The 17,452-nt window shown below is 54.9% G+C and carries 7 protein-coding genes; 5 read left to right on the top strand and 2 right to left on the bottom strand.

The features are described from left to right. The first annotated feature begins 111 nt into the window (after positions 1-111). The gene (locus OEV49_08885) at positions 112-1,962 is read left to right on the top strand and encodes a peptidylprolyl isomerase (GenBank protein MDH3891186.1); all 1,851 of its coding nucleotides are present in this window, start codon (positions 112-114) and stop codon (positions 1,960-1,962) included. A gap of 940 nt (positions 1,963-2,902) precedes the next feature. On the opposite strand, the gene gyrB is transcribed toward OEV49_08885, so the two are convergent. Continuing rightward, positions 2,903-4,900 carry a DNA topoisomerase (ATP-hydrolyzing) subunit B gene (gene gyrB / locus OEV49_08880; GenBank protein ID MDH3891185.1) on the bottom strand — a complete coding sequence of 666 codons (1,998 nt, stop codon included), beginning with the start codon at positions 4,898-4,900 and terminating at the stop codon, positions 2,903-2,905. Beyond that, complete coding sequence (locus OEV49_08875; GenBank protein ID MDH3891184.1) at positions 4,900-5,241, bottom strand: DUF721 domain-containing protein; 342 nt, start codon at positions 5,239-5,241, stop codon at positions 4,900-4,902. Before OEV49_08875 ends, gyrB begins: the two co-directional genes overlap by 1 nt. Positions 5,242-5,655: 414 nt before the next feature. Between OEV49_08875 and OEV49_08870 the strand changes: the two genes are divergently transcribed. The 4 genes from OEV49_08870 to OEV49_08855 all read left to right on the top strand — a co-directional run bounded on the left by OEV49_08870 (position 5,656) and on the right by OEV49_08855 (position 17,337). Then, positions 5,656-10,824 carry a C25 family cysteine peptidase gene (locus OEV49_08870; GenBank protein ID MDH3891183.1) on the top strand — a complete coding sequence of 1,723 codons (5,169 nt, stop codon included), beginning with the start codon at positions 5,656-5,658 and terminating at the stop codon, positions 10,822-10,824. Positions 10,825-11,036: 212 nt separating this feature from the next. Further along, complete coding sequence (locus tag OEV49_08865; protein ID MDH3891182.1) at positions 11,037-13,988, top strand: agmatine deiminase family protein; 2,952 nt, start codon at positions 11,037-11,039, stop codon at positions 13,986-13,988. A gap of 263 nt (positions 13,989-14,251) precedes the next feature. Then, a complete protein-coding gene (locus OEV49_08860; protein MDH3891181.1) occupies positions 14,252-16,894 on the top strand; it encodes a hypothetical protein in 2,643 nt (880 codons plus the stop codon). Between the two features lie 149 nt (positions 16,895-17,043). Then, the gene (locus tag OEV49_08855; protein MDH3891180.1) at positions 17,044-17,337 is read left to right on the top strand and encodes a Smr/MutS family protein; all 294 of its coding nucleotides are present in this window, start codon (positions 17,044-17,046) and stop codon (positions 17,335-17,337) included. Positions 17,338-17,452 lie beyond the last annotated feature (115 nt).

The raw sequence follows: 17,452 nt of genomic DNA, 5'->3' as shown, positions 1-17,452 counted from the left end.
TTTCTGTTGAAAAATTGCCGCCCGGCATTATATTGTCGGGCTTGGCGGCGACCGTCTAAAGATTCGGGTGAGCCGATTGTGTTATCGAAACCTCTGAAGGAGTAAATACGAATGTTTGATGCCTTGCGCAGAATGATCTTCCCGATCATAGTTATCGTCCTGCTTACCTTCGTAGGCATGATTGTTTTACAGTGGGGAATGGGTATGTCCAGCCGCGCCGGTTATGAGCAATCCGCCGTTGCCGGAATTGTTAACGGAGAAGAAGTGACGTGGAAGGCTTATAACAGTGTCTACAACAACCTGGTGCGGGCCGAAGCCCAGCAGACAGAGGATGAGCTACCGGCCGACAAGGTCAAAGAACTGCAGACGAAAGCCTGGAACCAGATTCTCAGTGATCGGCTTATGACTCAGCAAGTGGCCAAGTTCAGTATCGTAGTCACCAATGAAGAAGTCTATGCATACTTGAAATACTCGCCGCCGGCCGACATACAAGCGCTCCCTTACTTTCAAACCGAAGGGAAGTTTGATTATCAAAAATACCTAAACGCCCTCGCCGATAACCAGATGAGCAATTATTGGGCCTCGTTGGAACCCTTGATCCGCTCCGATCTGACCAAAATGAAAATGCAGGAAATGGTGATCCAGAACGCTCACGTCTCGGAAGAAGAGGTCAAAGAGTTTTTCACCAATGGAGCCGAGAAAGTAAAAGTGGAGATGATCGACGTCAGCTTTGATCGGTTCTCACGTCCCCCCCCCCAATCAACTGATGAAGAGAAGAGAGCATTCTTCGAAGAACGAAGAGATGACTACTCGATTGAAGAACGCGCCGGTTTGAGCATTGTCATGTTGGAGCGGAAAGCCGCCCCCTACGACTGGGAGGTAAGCTTCAACCGAGCCACCCAACTGTATGATTCCATCAAGGCCGGCGCCGACTTTGCCGAAATAGCCAAAGAGTTCTCCGAGGATCAGGGCTCGGCGGTCAAGGGAGGTGACCTGGACTGGTTCCCACGCGGCGTCATGGTCGACGAATTCGATCGCTTGGCCTTCACCATGAAAGAGGGTGAGATGTCAGAGCCGTTCCGGTCTCAGTTCGGCTGGCATATCATCAAGCACCACGGCTACAAAGAGGAAAAAGTCACCGGGCGCGGAAGCAAGGGGGATGAACCGGTTTTGCAGGCGCACTGCTCACACGTTCTCATAAAGGCCGAGGCCTCTGCCGAGACACTTGATGGACTGTACCGTCGGCTTGAAGATTTCAGAACCGCCGCTCTCTCATCCGGATTTCACAAGGCAGCCGCCGATGCTGTTATTCCGCTCAAAGAGTCGGGGTTGATCTTCCGCAACCGTAATATCCAATTCATCGGGCGCGATATTGCAGCTTCTGATTTTGCTTTCGAAAATGAAGTTGGAGAAATTTCCGGTGTCATGGAAAACAACTCGGCCATTTTCGTGCTGCAAGTGTCGGATCGAGTCCCGGAAGGCTCCGCTGCTTATGAAGACGTTGAACAGAAGATCAATCTGGATATCGTGAAACACAAGGTCAGCAGCCTCTGCCTTGATACCGCCGCTGCAATCTATGCCGACATCCGGACCGGCGCCGATTTCATAGCTGCCGCTGAAAGATTCGGTGAGACCGTTGAAACACCGGATCAGTTCCATCGCAGTGCTTTTGTGAAAGCTATCGGTCGCGACCCCAAGGCCATCGGTGCTGCTTTTTCGTTGACCGAACCTGGACAATACTCGCCACCGACCGAACACGCTCAAGGGGTGGTCATGTTTCGGTTGATCGAGCGGATTACGCCCGACTTGACCGAGTATACAACCATGCATGACTCACTTTTCAACATGATCATGCAGGCCAAACAGCAGGAGCTGTTCAGTGGTTGGTTTAAGAACCTGATGGAATCATCGGAGATTGTCAACAACACCAACAAGCAGGCCGGGCGGTCGGACTTCATGTAGACTGGCAGTAGTAGGTCAGGTCCTTCACGGACCTGACATCATGTCGTCAGGACCACAAGGGTCCTGACCTACCGTTACCAATGTCGGCCACAAGGGTGCATACGTAGCGTCTGACCCAGACATTGAAGTATCGCACGGGAGTCTCCCAAGGCTCCCGTTTTTTTGTATAGTCTTGTAGGGTAGGTCCGTCTTCGGACCTGCCATGTCTGGACCACAATCCGCCGCGGCAATCGCGTTTCTTCGGTACCTCACCTATAGCGAAGCGACAGGTGGGTTCGCTTCGGTACACCAAGAATCCCACCCGGCGCGAAGCGCTCTGGGTGGGGTACTGTGGTTGTCGAAACCTCGCTTCGCGACCCCTTCGGGTCAACGGTTTCGACCTACAAGAAGAAGATGGATTCCCGCCTACGCGGGAATGACACCCATAAATGGGTCTCTTGCGCTTCGCGGCGATAAATCGCTATTTTGGTTTATGACCTCACCCTGTGCGGTGTCGAAGGGTGAACCGGGTAAATGCGGCCCCCCGATTCTGTCATTCCGGGCTTGGACCCGGAATCCAGTTTGGGATGCGAAGACTGGATGCTGGCCTTCGCCAGCATGACGGGTCTTGAGGTGCTGGCTCGTGGACGGCAAGTGGAAGCCACTTGTGGTCGCCCTCGTCTGCCCCTTGACAACGCGGCACACGAGGGCGTACAACACGCACGGAGTCTGCCAATGGGTTCGTTTGTTGTATTTTTCCCCTCGGTTAGTAGAATCGATGGTGATTACGAGACCTTTCTTCGTAGGTCAGTCCGCCGTGGCGGACTGTGCTCCTGACGATTTGGCGGGTTCACGCCGCGGCGCGCAGGCGAAGACGGACCCGCCCTACAAGACTTGAAACCCGGACGAACGTCCGGGCCACCCGTGGATGTCAGGAGCACAGGGCTCCTGACCTACTAATCTAAATATCCAGATTCCGGACGTAGGAGGCGTTTTCTCGGATGAACTCGCTGCGTGGACCGGTCTCAGTGCCCATCAGTACAGAAAAAAGATGGTCAGCCTCGGCCGCATCGTCCAATGTGATCTGCAAGAGCGTTCGTTTCTCCGGGTCCATCGTCGTCTTCCAAAGCTGCTCCGGGTTCATCTCACCCAGACCTTTGTAACGCTGCAACGATACTCCGGTCTTGGGCATCTTCTTCATGATGCGGTCTTTTTCCTCGTCGGTGAAAGCCCAGTGTTCGGTCTTGCCGTGCTTGAGACGGAAGAGCGGCGGCTGCGCGACATAGATGTACCCATGGTCGATCAGCGGTCGCATGTAGCGGAACAAAAACGTTAGCAACAACGTGCGGATATGAGAACCATCGACATCGGCGTCGGTCATTATAATAATCTTGTGGTAACGCACACGACTGACATCGAAATCTTCACCAATTCCACAGCCCAAGCCGGTGATAAGGGCACGAATCTCTTCGTTGCGCAGAATCTTGTCGATGCGCGCCTTCTCAACGTTGAGGATTTTACCACGTAGCGGCAGTATCGCTTGGTACCGCCGGTCGCGTCCCTGTTTGGCCGAACCGCCCGCCGAGTCACCCTCGACGATATAGATTTCGCACGACTCCGGATCGCGCAGTGAGCAGTCGGCCAGTTTGCCGGGTAGCGAGGCCGAATCCAGGGCCGTTTTGCGACGAGTCAGTTCTTTGGCTTTGCGGGCGGCGTCACGAGCCATGGCCGCCTGCACCACTTTTTCGACGATCCGTTTGCCTACGGCTGGGTTCTCTTCGAAGAAGGCACCCAGATGCTCGTTGGTGATGGCTTCGACGATACCGCGCACTTCGGAGTTGCCCAACTTGGTTTTGGTCTGGCCTTCAAACTGTGGATCGCGCACTCTCGCCGAGATGACCGCGGTCAACCCTTCGCGGCTGTCATCGCCGATCATGGCAACGCCGCCTTTGCCGTTTTTGCCGTTCTTTCCGTTCTTTAGGCCCTTGCCCGTTTTGAGCAGGTTGTACTTGGTGGCGTAGCTGTTGATGGAACGAGTAAGCGCCGTTCGGAAACCGGTCAGATGAGTGCCGCCTTCGATGGTGTTGATGTTGTTGACGTAAGAGTAGACCGACTCGGAATAGCCGTCGTTGTATTGGATCGCGATCTCGACCTCAACGCCGTCCTTGCTCTTGGAAAAGTGGATCGGCTTTTTGAAGACGGGCGTCTTGTTCTCGTTGAGGTACTGCACGAACGCGGAGAGACCTCCCTTGTAAAAGAACTCCGTCTCCTTGTCGACACGATGGTCTCTCAGGATGATAGTCAGACCCTGGTTGAGAAAAGCCAACTCGCGCAGCCGCGAAGCAATGATATCAAACTTGTATTCGGTGGCCTTGAAAATCTCAGTGTCGGGGAAGAAACAGGTTTTGGTGCCGCTCTTTTTGCGTTCACCCACTTTGGCCAGTTTCTTTTTCGGCTTGCCGCGCAGGTACTCCTGGCGATAGACGACACCGTCACGACAGACCTCCACCCAACATTTTTCGGAAAGAGCGTTGACTACCGACACACCCACGCCGTGAAGACCGCCGGACACTTTGTAACTTTCGTGATCGAATTTACCACCGGCATGGAGCACCGTCATGACTACTTCGACCGCCGACACTTTTTCACCCGGCGGCGGCTCGACAGGTATGCCTCGTCCGTTATCGGTCACCGTGACCGAACCGTCTTTGTTTAGTTCCACGAGGATTTTGTCGCAGTAGCCGGCCATGGCTTCATCGACGGAGTTGTCGACGACCTCATAGACGCAGTGATGCAAACCGCGCTGACTAATGTCGCCGATATACATGGCCGGACGCCGCCGCACCGCCTCAAGTCCTTTGAGTACTTTGATGGTCGACGCATCGTAACTGTGTTTTTCTGTTTTGGCAGCGATCTCTTTATCCTTTGCTTTGCTCAGTTGCTTCACACCAGTAGCCATCAGTCGGTTTTTCCTTTGTTGCCGCGTTGCAATCGAATCTCCCGCACCGCCCGTCCATAAGGCAGAGCGTGCACGTCCCTGAGAATGGATTCGATCTCCATCGAAAGCTGCTGTCGCCAGACATCGTCCGGCACCGAAACGTAGAGCGTGCCGTCATCATAGCGAACGGCGGTCGCTTTATCGGCGACTCTCTCGCCCACGATCTCAGCCCAATGGTTCACCACCTGCCAGCCATCGAACTTCCTCGACAAACCCAGTGCCCGCATGGTCCTGTCGAGCACGCCTGAGATAGCCTGTGGCTTTTTCCAGTTGGGTGAGGTGTGTGACATGCTTCCTTTCAAAATCGTCTCCGTATCAAGCACATATTATAGCCGTTTTGGCCTCCCAAAGCAACTAAAAAACTCTATATATCTCGTTGCAAAGTAATGATTTATGACCTAAGAGTCAGGCCTTTTTGACCGGCTTTTTGAAAGCCTCTGCCCCTTGGTTTACAGCGTTACAATCCGTCGCGGAAAAACTCCAGGCAGTTGAGTTCCAGCACCAGACTTGCCGGTCTATGTAATGCACTTTTGACATCGGTTTTGTGGTGCTGTCAGGATCGTCTGAGAGAACCATGTTTTTGCTTGGCTAAAACAGAATTCTTTAGTATACTTAGACTTAAGACAAATTACACATGCTAATTAGACGCCAAATTGCAGCGTACTTCGTGACAAAGATGACAACAAGTTTTTGTGAATCATAGAGAGAGGTATACGATGGGCAAAAGACTGCTAATGGTTGTGATCGGACTGTGTTTCGCAGGGTCGATAACGGCTGAGCAAGTGGACCTCGGCAATAACATTGAAGGAGTCAATGTTTTAGTCGAACAGTCATCGGGCGACCGAACGGTCGTGCGTTTTGACGTCGGTGAGTTCAACCGAGAAGTCATCGAAATCGCAGGGGAGAATTATAACCTGATTAATGTGACCAAAGAAGGCACCCGCGCCCTTGAGGGCGAACCTGCTTTGCCACGTTTCTGCCGCAGCATAATTATTCCGGATGATGCGCAGATGGAAATCAACGTACTCAAAAGTGAGTATGTCGAATTCCACAACATGCCGGTGGCGCCGTCAAAAGGTGTCATCCCCCGTACTATCCTTCCGGAGAGTGTCCCGTACACTTTGGGTGATGTGTATGCCACTCATGAATTCTATCCCGGCCCGATAGCGCAGATTCGCACCCCGCACATCCTGCGCGACTATCGCGGCACTGTGATTGAGTTGAACGCCTTTCAGTATAACCCCGGCACCAAGACACTGCGCGTCTACACTTCGGTAACGGTCGAAGTGGTAAAGATAGGTCCCGGCGTGGTCAACGTACTTGAAAACAGTAGCCGTGCTGAGATAACGACGCCGGATTTTGAGTTGATCTATCAGCGACGGTTCTTGAACTACCAGCAGGCCGGTGAGAAATACACGCAGGTCTCAGAATTCGGTGACATCCTGGTGATCACCTATGACGCTTTTGCAGGCGACATGCAACCGTATGTTGACTGGAAGATGCAAAAGGGTATCAAGACGACGATGGTCAATATCAGCGCCATCGGTAACAATGCCACCACGATGAAGAACTATATCCAGGATTTTTACGACAGCACCAACCTGGCCTTCGTGTTGCTGGTGGGTGATGCCGCCCAAGTGACGACGCTGACCAGTCAGGGTGGCGGCGCCGATCCGATGTTTGCATTGGTGGCCGGTGGCGACTCGTATCCCGACATTTTCATAGGACGCTTTTCAGCCGAGAACAACACGCATGTTCAGACCATGGTCGAGCGGACCCTGACTTATGAAATGAATCCGCCCAACTCCGCCTGGTTCCATCAGGCCCTCGGGCTGGCCTCAACCGAAGGACCCGGTCAGAATGGTGAGTACGACAATGAACACATTGATCTGATACGGGATGACCTTCTGGCCTATACCTACACCTATGTTGATCAGTTTTACGGCAGCGTATCTTCGTCGGCGGTTTCGGCCTCTTTGAACGACGGTCGCAGTTTTATCAACTACTGCGGCCACGGCAGCACCACCGCCTGGTCGACCTCCGGGTTTAACAACGCCAACGTGAACGCCCTGGTCAACGACAACATGCCGCCGTTTATTACCAGTGTCGCCTGTGTCAACGGACAATTCCGCAACTACACCTGTTTTGCCGAAGCCTGGACCAGAGCCAGCCATAACGGTGTGCCGACCGGTGCGATAGGCACCTACATGTCGTCGATCAACCAGGGTTGGGTTCCACCGATGTGGGCCGAGGATGAAATCGTCGATCTCTTGTGTGCTGAAGAACTGAGTTCGTATGGTGCTCTGAGTTACAACGGCTCTTGCTACATGATTGATATGGTAGGCCAGTCCGGCATAAACGAGTTCGAGACCTGGCACATTTTCGGTGATCCATCGGTGCAGGTACGCACCAACACACCTGCGGCCATGACCGTCAACCACGCCGGGGCCGTCTTCTTCAATATGTCGGAGTACGAAGTTGAGGTAGTCGGTGTCGAGGGCGCTCTGTGCGCTCTGTATGCCAACGGTACTCTCTTTGGATCGGCTTATACGGATGCCGGCGGACTGGTGAACGTGCCCATCGGCGAGATGCTGCCGATTGGCGTACCGATTTTGTTGACCGTCACCGCTTACAACAAAGCAACCGTGATCGACACCGTCATGGCGGCAACAGATCTGACCATCCTGCACGATCCGCTGGGCGACACCAAGGACACCCTGAACCCCTATGAAGCCACCTGCACGGTTTACTCCGACACGGCGGTGGTGGCCGACCAGTTGCTGCTTATGTATCAGGTCAACTCGGTTTGGGCGTCAGACACTCTGGAATTGGCTCGCATGGGTGATGACTATGTGGGTTACATCCCGGCGCAGGCGGCTGGTACCGACATCGATTACTACCTGTGCGCCGGAAACGCGGCCGGTGATGTCGACACTACCGAGACCTTCAGTTTCAAAGTTATCGACTACGGACTTTTGCTCGGGCCCGATTACACCCAGTCGACCGCGCCGGTATACGACACTATCTGGTTCGGACTGACTGTTACCAACGACGGCGTACTGGAGGACGACTATGCTCTCAGCTACTCCGGTAACAACTGGGACGTTTCGCTTTGGGACGCCGGTGGCACGGCCGAGATATCCAACACGGCCAGCTTGGTCGGAGATGCCACCTTTGATTTCCAGGTGCGGGTGCTGATACCGGCCAGTTACGAGGATGAATACGACTCGGTGGTGGTCACTGCCACCTCCAATGCCGACGGCTCCTATGCCGCCAGCGCCTCGGTCAAGGCTATCTCAGCCGGTCAGCCCTGGGAAATACCGTTCACGGAAACTTTCCCCGGCACATCTTTCGATATGACCAAGTGGGAAACAACGGCCGGCGCCAATGTCAGCACCGACGGAATCGACGAGCCATCGGCGCCCTTCAGCGCCGACCTGGACGGCAGCCCCTCCGGGGCCGACACATTGATGACGGAGCAGATCAACCTGCGCAACGAGAACAACGTCGTAGTCAAGTACTACTACCAACGAACCGGCGGCGGCGATTCCCCGGAGCCGGGTGACAATCTGTCGGTCGAGTATCTGGATTCGCTCGGCGTCTGGCATCTGATCGATCAGCAGCCCGGCGACGGTGCCGATATGTCTGAGTTCGAAGAGGTCGAACTGGCTCTGCCGCCGGATGCCTACCACTCAGGTTTCCGACTCATGATCCACAACGTCGCCACCAGCGGCAATTACGATGATTGGTTTGTCGACGACATCTATGTAGGCTATCCACCGGACTTCGAGATGACTCTCACCCCCGGCTTCCAGACGCAGTACGGCCCGGCCGGTGATACCGCCGCCTATCTGCTGGGCGTCGTCAACAAGGGTCGTCTGGATGATCAATACGACCTGGCCCGTTCCAGCGGTGTATGGGATGTGGCCTTTTATGACGAAGCCGGTATCACTCAAATCACCTCGTCCGGTATCGTAACGGCTGGTGATACCGTCAACATCATGGTCAAAGTAGCCATACCGGAAAGCGCCGACGTTCACACCGAAGATTCCTCTACCATCACCGTGCAGTCCCAAAATGAGGGCTCCGTATCCGGGTCGGCTATGCTGGCCACGGTGTCGGGTGGACTTCCGTTGGTGTTCCCCTGGTATGAGTCTTTCGTGGCCAGCGACTTATCGACTGACTGGTTTATCAACTACGGTGCGGTTGTTTCTCAGAACGGCCTGGCCCCGCCATCGGCGCCCTATTCGATCAACCTCGACGGCGGCAGCGATACCGTCTGCACCCGTATGATTGATCTGTCCGGGTCTTCCGGCGCCATCCTGTCATACTACTTCCAGTGCGGCGGCGGCGGCGAACCGCCCGAAACAGGCGACGATCTGTCTATCGACTACAAAAACGAGTTCGGCGAGTGGGTCACCTTCCAGGTGCATCCCGGCGGCGGTGCCGTCATGACACAGTTTGAGTATGTCAACATCCCCTTGCCGTCCGAAGCGGTCCATGCCGGGTTCCAGTTGCGTATGCGCTCGACCGGCACCAGTTCGGGCAACGACGACTGGTATATGGACGACATCCGAATCGACTACGCTCCTGCTATCTCCGTGTTCCCGCCCTCGATAACGGAATACGTGGCCCAGGGAGTTGAAACCTCACGAGAAATCGTGATCGACAACGCCGGACCCGGCGGGCTGAATTACAGCCTAAACGCCGTGCAGTTGCTGGGACGCTCAAGCGTCTTTGATCAATTGTACCAGGCAGGCATGGTGGAACCAGCAAGGCGGGTCTATTCCGAAGAGTTCTTTGACTTCGTCGACGAAAAGGGTGTCGACAATCCCAACATCGGCCATCCGGTGTTGCGTAATGCCGGTGGGCCGGATACCTATGGATACTACTGGATCGATTCCGACGAACCGGGTGGACCCGCGTTTGCCTGGCAGGATATCTCGACAACCGGCGAGGATCTTATCGGTGGCTTGGTCGACGATAATTTCATCGGACCCATCGACCTCGGTTTCAGCTTCCCCTATTATGAAAACAGCTACTCGCAGATTTATATTTCATCCAACGGCATGGTCGGGTTTGCATCGACCGATATGAACTCACGGTTCAAGACGTCGATACCCACCTCTGGCACGCCCAACAACATGATCTGCTGGCTGTGGGACGACTTGAATCCGACCGACGGAGATAATCTCGACGATCACGTTTACTTCGACACCACCGGCGGACAGTGTGTGATTCAGTTCACCAACTATCCGGAGTATGGTGCGGCAGTCGGCGCCGTGATTACCACTCAGGTGATTCTCTCGGCCGACGGCACTATCAAGCTGCAGTACCTGAGTATCGGAGCCGGCTTCGATATAGCGTCCGGTACTATCGGTATCGAGAACGCTACCGGCACCGACGGTTTGGAGATAGCCTTTGCCACCGAGTACTTGCACGACAGTCTGGCCGTGGTTATCGCCAAGCCGACCCAGTGGTTGTCGCTGGATAGTCAATCCGGCAACCTTGCGCCCGGCGCCAGTGACACCATTCTCTGCCAGATCACGGCGGTCGAACTCGACAGCGGCAGCTACGCCGCAACTATCACGGTCTCGTCCAACGATCCCGACCCGGGCGACAATCCGTTTGTCATTCCGGTCGACCTGAACGTGGGCGCCGGTGGACCGCCATGGGTCTGTGGTGACATCGACGACTCAGGCGCCGGACCGGACATTGCCGACCTGGTTTTCCTGGTCGACTTCATGTTCTCCGGCGGACCGCCACCGCCAACTTTGCAGGCCGGGGATGTCGACGGTTCGGGTGGTGATCCGGACATTGCCGACCTGGTGTACATTGTAGACTACATGTTCAACGACGGTCCGCCACCACACTGCGGTCAGTAGGCAGCACTGGTGGATCGGCTGGAAGCTTGTTAGAAACGGTCACTCCCGCCATACCGGGAGTGACCTTTGATCGACAGAGCCGCGACGACGAACCCGCAAGTTGCGGTTAGGACAAAAGACAGCGCGGTGAAAGTCGCCTTCTAGACCGGCGGCTGATCCGCTATGATTTCGGATTGTACCCGCACCCACCACCGGTACCGACTGGAGAGATGATGAACCTCTGGCTACGACTTTTATGCGCCCTCTTATTGACATCCGGCATCGGCCTGGCCGCCGACGGCATGGATGAAAACCCACTGCCGATCGGCTTCACCGAAGAAGAGCTTACGCGATTGCACGAGATTGGGATGGACCATGTCACCACGGCCCCGCCCACCGGAAGTATTCGCAACAGCGCCGAGTGGGAACGGTCGCAGGGTGTCATAATTCGCTATCCGTTCGGTATCTCCTACGATATAATCGCCGAAATGTCCGAGGACATCATGGTTACCACTATCGTGTCCAGCGCTTCGCAGCAGTCGACAGTCGAAAGCTGGTACTCGGCCTACGGTGTCAACCTGGCCAATTGCGACTTTCTGATAGCGCCGACCAATACCTATTGGACTCGCGACTATTGCCCCTGGTTCATCTTTGAAGAGAACGGCGACATGGCCATTGTCGACCCCATTTACAACCGCCCGCGCCCGCAGGATGATGTTATTCCGCAAGCGTTGGGGGCGGCCTGGGGCTTAAACGTGTTCGGGATGCCGTTGGCCACACCGGGTGGGAACCACATGTCGGACGGTCTGGGTAGGTCCATGGCAACGGTGATGACCTATAACGAAAATCCGTCGTTCACGCACGCCGAGGTCGATTCCATTATGACGGCTTACCTCGGCAACGAGTTTACAGCCCTCGACTATGTCGAGTCCGGCGGGATTCATCACATCGACGTATGGGCCAAGTTTCTCAGTCCGACCACCATCCTGGTCAAAGACGTATCGTCGAGCAATTCCTCCTATGCCCTCCTGAACGCGCGAGCCGACCAGCTCTCACAGATGACCAGCGCCTGGGGCCAGCCGTACAATGTGGTGCGGGTGTATTGTCCCTCCGGCGCCGGTTATACCAATGGGATCATTTTGAACAACAAGATGCTGGTGCCGACAATCGGCAACGCCTACTACGACTCCCTGGCCCTGCAGACATACTCAGACGCCATGCCCGGCTACGAAGTGCTCGGTTTTCCCGGGTCGTGGTTGTACGATGACGCCCTGCATTGTCGCGCCATGGGCGTGCCCGATTCGAACATGCTGTGGATCGTTCATGTACCGCTGCCAAACCAGAGCGACACAATCAATGACTACGAACTCTCCGCCAGAATCGTCGACCACTCAGACATGGGATTGATCTCCGACTCGTTGAAGGTTTTCTACAGCATCAACGACGGACCGTTTGACTCTGCGCCGTTGTTTGCCACCGCCCAGCCGGATTCGTTCTATGGGTATATTCCGGCGCAGTCCGGAATCGGCGAGGTAGCATACTATATTCAGGCCGCGGACAACTCCGGCCGGGTGGAAACGCATCCCTTTATCGGTGAACCCGGCGCGCACAGATTCTCAATCGAACTACCGCCGGAGTTGCAGATTGTTGAAATGGAAGTCTTCGACAGCCTGCAGCCGGGTGATGTTTCACAGCAGTCGGTGCGGATTCACAACAACGGCGGCGGCCTGCTCAGGATAACGTTCGCATCCGCCGATCCCTGGCTGACCTGTGATCTGAATGAACAGACCGTGTTCCCGAACGACAGTCTTGATTTCGGTGTCACCCTCGACAGCGACCAGATGGCCTATGGCGACAACGCAGGCGCGCTCGATTTCACCTGCAACGACGGCGCCACTCCCGAAGGTAGCATCACTGTCAATGCCCATCTGTACACACCGCAGATTTACATTGACGACCCGCCTATTGAGGTATCCCTCGCCGGCGGCGATAGCAGCACTTACGGGATGGTGATAGAAAACTACGGACCGGGACGGCTGGATTTCGTAGCCGTTGGACAGATGAACCAGAGCAAAAGCAGTGCATCTGAATTTGAAACCATGGCCACCAAATCACACCAGCGTGAGGTAGCCGGGTGGCATCCGTCCGGCACGGATAAATCCGATGATCCGGAACCGTTCTTCGCACCAATGACCTCAGGTTTCGGTGGCCCGGACAGTTACGGCCATTCGTGGGTGGATTCGGACGAGCCGGGCGGGCCGACCTATTCATGGATCGACATTTCGGCTACAGGGACCGAAGTCTCGTTGGGCGACGACGAAGCCTCAGGCGCTATCGCAATCGGGTTTGGATTCCCATTTTATGACTCAGTCTACACAGAGTTGTACATCGGTTCCAACGGGATCGTGACCTTCGACGCCGGGAGCAGCAGCCGCTCCAATTCCAGCCTGCCCAACGGTAGCTTCACAAGTCTGGTCGCAATGTGGTGGGATGACCTCGATCCGCGTCAGGGCGGAAACATATACTACTTCTTTGATGTAGCCAACGATCGATTCATCGTCAGTTTTGAAGAGATCAGGTTCTACTCCGGCTCAAGCGGTACCGGCTCGCTGAGTTTCCAGGTTGTGCTGCAATCCGATGGCGGTATCAGGCTCCAGTACGGCAGCATGGACCCGGGCACGCTCACTCTGGAAAGCGCCACGGTCGGCATCCAGAATTCCGAGGCCGACGACGCTCTTGAAGTCGTCCACAACGCAGCCTACATGCACAGTGATTTGGCCATCGCGATCAACGCAGACCACTGGCTCTCGGTTTCACCGGCCGGCGGCTCTGTCGAGCCCTTTAGCTGGACCACAGTCAATGTTCACTTCGATGCCGCCGACCTTGAAACAGGCCTCTACACCGGACAGGTTGTGATTAGCTCCAACGATCCCGGCACCCCGATCTGGAGCGTGCCGGTCAGCCTGACCATAGCTTCCTGGGTGTGTGGAGATATAGACGGCAGCGGCGCCGGTCCGGATATCGGCGATCTGGTCTATCTGGTGGATTATATGTTTTCAGGGGGGCCGCCACCGCCAAACCTGGACGCGGCCAATGTCGACGGTGAGCCGGGCATTAACATCTCAGACTTAGTTTATCTGGTCGACTACATGTTCAACGGGGGGCCCGAGCCGGCCTGCTTTTAGAGATCGGCCTCACCATCTCCAGTCTTTCGATAACCTGGTGAATTCCAGGTTATCGGGCGCTCTCGAACAGTACCCAGGTCACCTGTAAAGGCGCGATATCAGAGGCTACAACTCGTTGCCACTTCAAGGTTTTTGTGCAAAAGTCGCTTGCTTTTGGGCCGGGAATTATTATTCTTACAAGACCATTTTTTTGATTAAGCCATTTCTTGCTGTGGTTCGTCATAGAGATGGTGAAACACTAATATATGGAAAGAGCGATTACTATGTTGAAGGCAAAGAATCTGGTCGTTCTGGCGACAATTCTATTCTGTTTTATTCTTACACAGTCTGCCCAGTCTCGACCGGCCCCCGATGTTACAAACGGCAAATCACGAAACGGCATCCTGTCTACTCTTGACCCCATTCAGGAACTGGCCGTTCACAAAGTCGGAAAGATCGAGTTGGCGGTGGCCAACAATGGTACTTTCAGTGTCAACTACACGCGCGCCCTTTTGTTCGATGCTTTCACCGGCGAACCGATACCCTTCTCTTGCCAATACCCCAAGGGCGCCCGCATCGAATACCTCTACGGCGCTTCCTTCTGGATCGGTGCCGTGGTCGGTCGTGACACGCTGGTGTCGACCGGGTCCGACGGTTGGTCACGAAACGGCGATGAGTTTTATCCTGATGAACCACCGTTCGGTAAAATGGTCTATCGGTCAATCACCGATCCGACCAAGCCGGAATACGAAGGCGCTATTTCTGAACAGGATTATATAGCCGTCTACACCGACACTTTTACTCAGGGTCTGGATGACGATTATTTCGGCCGCCAACATGTTCCGCTGAACATTGAAGTTACCCAGCGCTCTTTTTCCTGGTCCTATGCCTACGCCGAGGATTTTGTCCTGTTCGACTATCAAATCAAGAATATAGGTACACGCCTGCTCGAAAATGTCTACATGGGAGTCTATGTTGACGCCGATGTATGTTTCGACTGTAGCGGCACCAATCAAGGTTTTAGTGACGATATATGTGGCTTCCTGCACACCTGGAAGTCCGAGTACGGCGTCTGTGAGTATGAAGACACTGTTTTCATCGCATGGATAGCCGACAACGACGGCGACTTCATGGTTGCCTATGAATCCGGGTTCCATCCCGCTCCCCACGTGACGGCAACACGAATCGTGCGCACACCGTCTGAGGATCTGGAAGTGAGTTTCAACTGGTGGATCGGCAACGGTAACCCCGCGCTCGATTTCGGTCCGCGAGAAAAAGCAAACAAAGGTGTATGGGAAGAAGATTTCCGTGATTTCGGGACCGGTGGCCTCGGCACCCCGGAGGGTGATATCAACAAGTACTATTCACTCAGAAACAAAGAATTTGATTACGATCAGGTGTTCACCGCCTCCAAGCAACCGAACGACACCCTCTGGCTCTACCCCAACCAGGCCACAGCCGCCGAATTCTCCGATGGCTACGACACCCGTTATCTGCTCTCTTTCGGACCCTTTAACATTCGCCCTGGTCAGACCCTGCCGATCTCATTCTCTTACCTGGCCGGCGAAGACTTCCACCTGTCCGACGGCAACCTCGCCAACCTGCCGGATCAACCTGCCGAATACTACGCCAACCTGAATTTCCACGATTTGGCCCTTAACTCGACCTGGGCGTCGTGGGTCTACGACAATCCCGGAGTGGATACCGATGATGACGGCTTTTTCGGCAAGTTCCGAGTCTGCTGTGCGGAATCCATGATGGACAGCATCTACGATGTCCTCGATACCACTGGAACCTATCTCTATACGGACACCGCCTGGACCTATGACGCCTGCGATACTTTCTTCTATGAAGGCGATGGAGTCCCGGACTTCCGCGGAGCATCACCGCCGCCGCCGCCCGATTTCTGGCTGGAACCATCAATCAGCAAGATTGGCGTAAGATTCAACGGACTTCGCAGTGAAAACACCAAGGATGTGTTTTCGCGCACCATCGATTTTGAAGGCTATCGGGTCTACTTAGGACGGGATGACCGAGCCGCCAGTTATGGACTGCTGGCTTCCTATGACCGCGAGAACTACAACAAATGGGTCTTCAACCCTGATCGTGTCGGTGGCGCCGGTTATGAATTGCGAGATATACCATTCCTGATTGATGACCTTAGATGTCTCTATGGCGATTCCTGCGGAGACCCCAACTTCGATCCCGGTGCCTTCACTCGCAGTAACCCGTATGCAATGCCCGGCTACCCGGACTCGCTGTTCATCTTCCTGCCTCAGGATTTCAATGTCTCCGAACTCGGTGTAACAACGCCAATTAGAAAAATCTATCCCGATGAACCGTTCCCCTCTACTCTGATCGCCGATTCGGCCCAACCAGGTGAGTTGACCGAGGATGGACACTTCAAACACTTTGAGTATTACTTTGAAATCGAAGGCCTACTGGCCACGGTACCCTACCACGTCAACGTGACAGCCTTCGACTATGGATCACCGGAGTCCGGCCTGGCCTCCCTGGAGAGTTCAGTTACGCTGGGGGCCAAGCAAGCCTACCCGCTGGCTTCCTCAGATGAGGTCCTGGCCAACGACCTGGAGGTCTTTGTCTACCCCAATCCATACCGGCTTGACGGCGCTTATCGGGAGCGAGGTTTTGAAGGCCGAACTCAGGCTGATCGGCCACCGGACCGGACTCGTGAAGTCAATTTCGCCAACGTGCCGCCCAAGTGTACTATCAGCATCTTCACCATTGATGGTGACCTCGTCCGCGAGATCCACCATGACATGGATCCGGACGCCGACATGGCCAGTCATGAAACCTGGGACCTTATTACCCGCAATACGCAGTTGGTAGTCTCAGGCATGTACTACTGGTCGGTGGAAGAGCCAAACGGCGACGTGCAGATCGGCACCCTGGTGATCATTATGTAGTACCGATCGACGGTGTGGTTCTATGAATCTGGTCGCCGCTGCTACATTGCGCGGCGACCTTTTTTGTTCAGACAACCAACCCCGATCAACTCATTATGCCCGACAACGGGCCGACACAGCACCCACCCGATGGTGGTTTGGAAGATCGAATGGTTGACCCAGAAGACAACAGACCGGATGAATACCCGATTGATGGCACTCTGGATTTGCATCTGTTTGCGCCCGGAGAGACGCGCGAGGTACTTGTGGAGTACATCAACGAGTGTCTGAGCAGAGGCATTCTTACATTGCGAATTGTGCACGGCAAGGGACGAGGCGTCCAGCGACGAATCGTCCACAGTTTGCTGGCTGACCATCCGGATGTAAGTCAATACCGCCACGAAGGGGGTTCCGGCGGCGGGTGGGGCGCAACTGTTGTCGATCTCATCAAGACCTCGGAATAACCTGAGAACCTTCGATGCCGATCAGGGCGACAGCTGGTTGCTTTGTTGTGCTCAAGCGATCTTCAGATTGCACGGGGTTCCTATGTTCGGCTGGGTGGTCGTCTCGATCCTTGAG

Source organism: Candidatus Zixiibacteriota bacterium, from assembly GCA_029860345.1.
Taxonomy (GTDB): domain Bacteria; phylum Zixibacteria; class MSB-5A5; order GN15; family FEB-12; genus JAJRTA01.
The sequence above is the reverse complement of the archived record's forward strand: the minus strand, read 5'-3'. Positions and strand labels throughout refer to the sequence as shown.

What these genes read in the sequence shown, in the direction of transcription:
- gyrB (MDH3891185.1), bottom strand. Translation starts at nt 4,900, where the DNA reads ATGGCTACTGGTGTGAAGCAACTGAGCAAAGCAAAGGATAAAGAGATC.
- OEV49_08855 (MDH3891180.1), top strand. Translation starts at nt 17,044, where the DNA reads ATGGTTGACCCAGAAGACAACAGACCGGATGAATACCCGATTGATGGC.
- OEV49_08860 (MDH3891181.1), top strand. Translation starts at nt 14,252, where the DNA reads ATGTTGAAGGCAAAGAATCTGGTCGTTCTGGCGACAATTCTATTCTGT.
- OEV49_08865 (MDH3891182.1), top strand. Translation starts at nt 11,037, where the DNA reads ATGAACCTCTGGCTACGACTTTTATGCGCCCTCTTATTGACATCCGGC.
- OEV49_08870 (MDH3891183.1), top strand. Translation starts at nt 5,656, where the DNA reads ATGGGCAAAAGACTGCTAATGGTTGTGATCGGACTGTGTTTCGCAGGG.
- OEV49_08885 (MDH3891186.1), top strand. Translation starts at nt 112, where the DNA reads ATGTTTGATGCCTTGCGCAGAATGATCTTCCCGATCATAGTTATCGTC.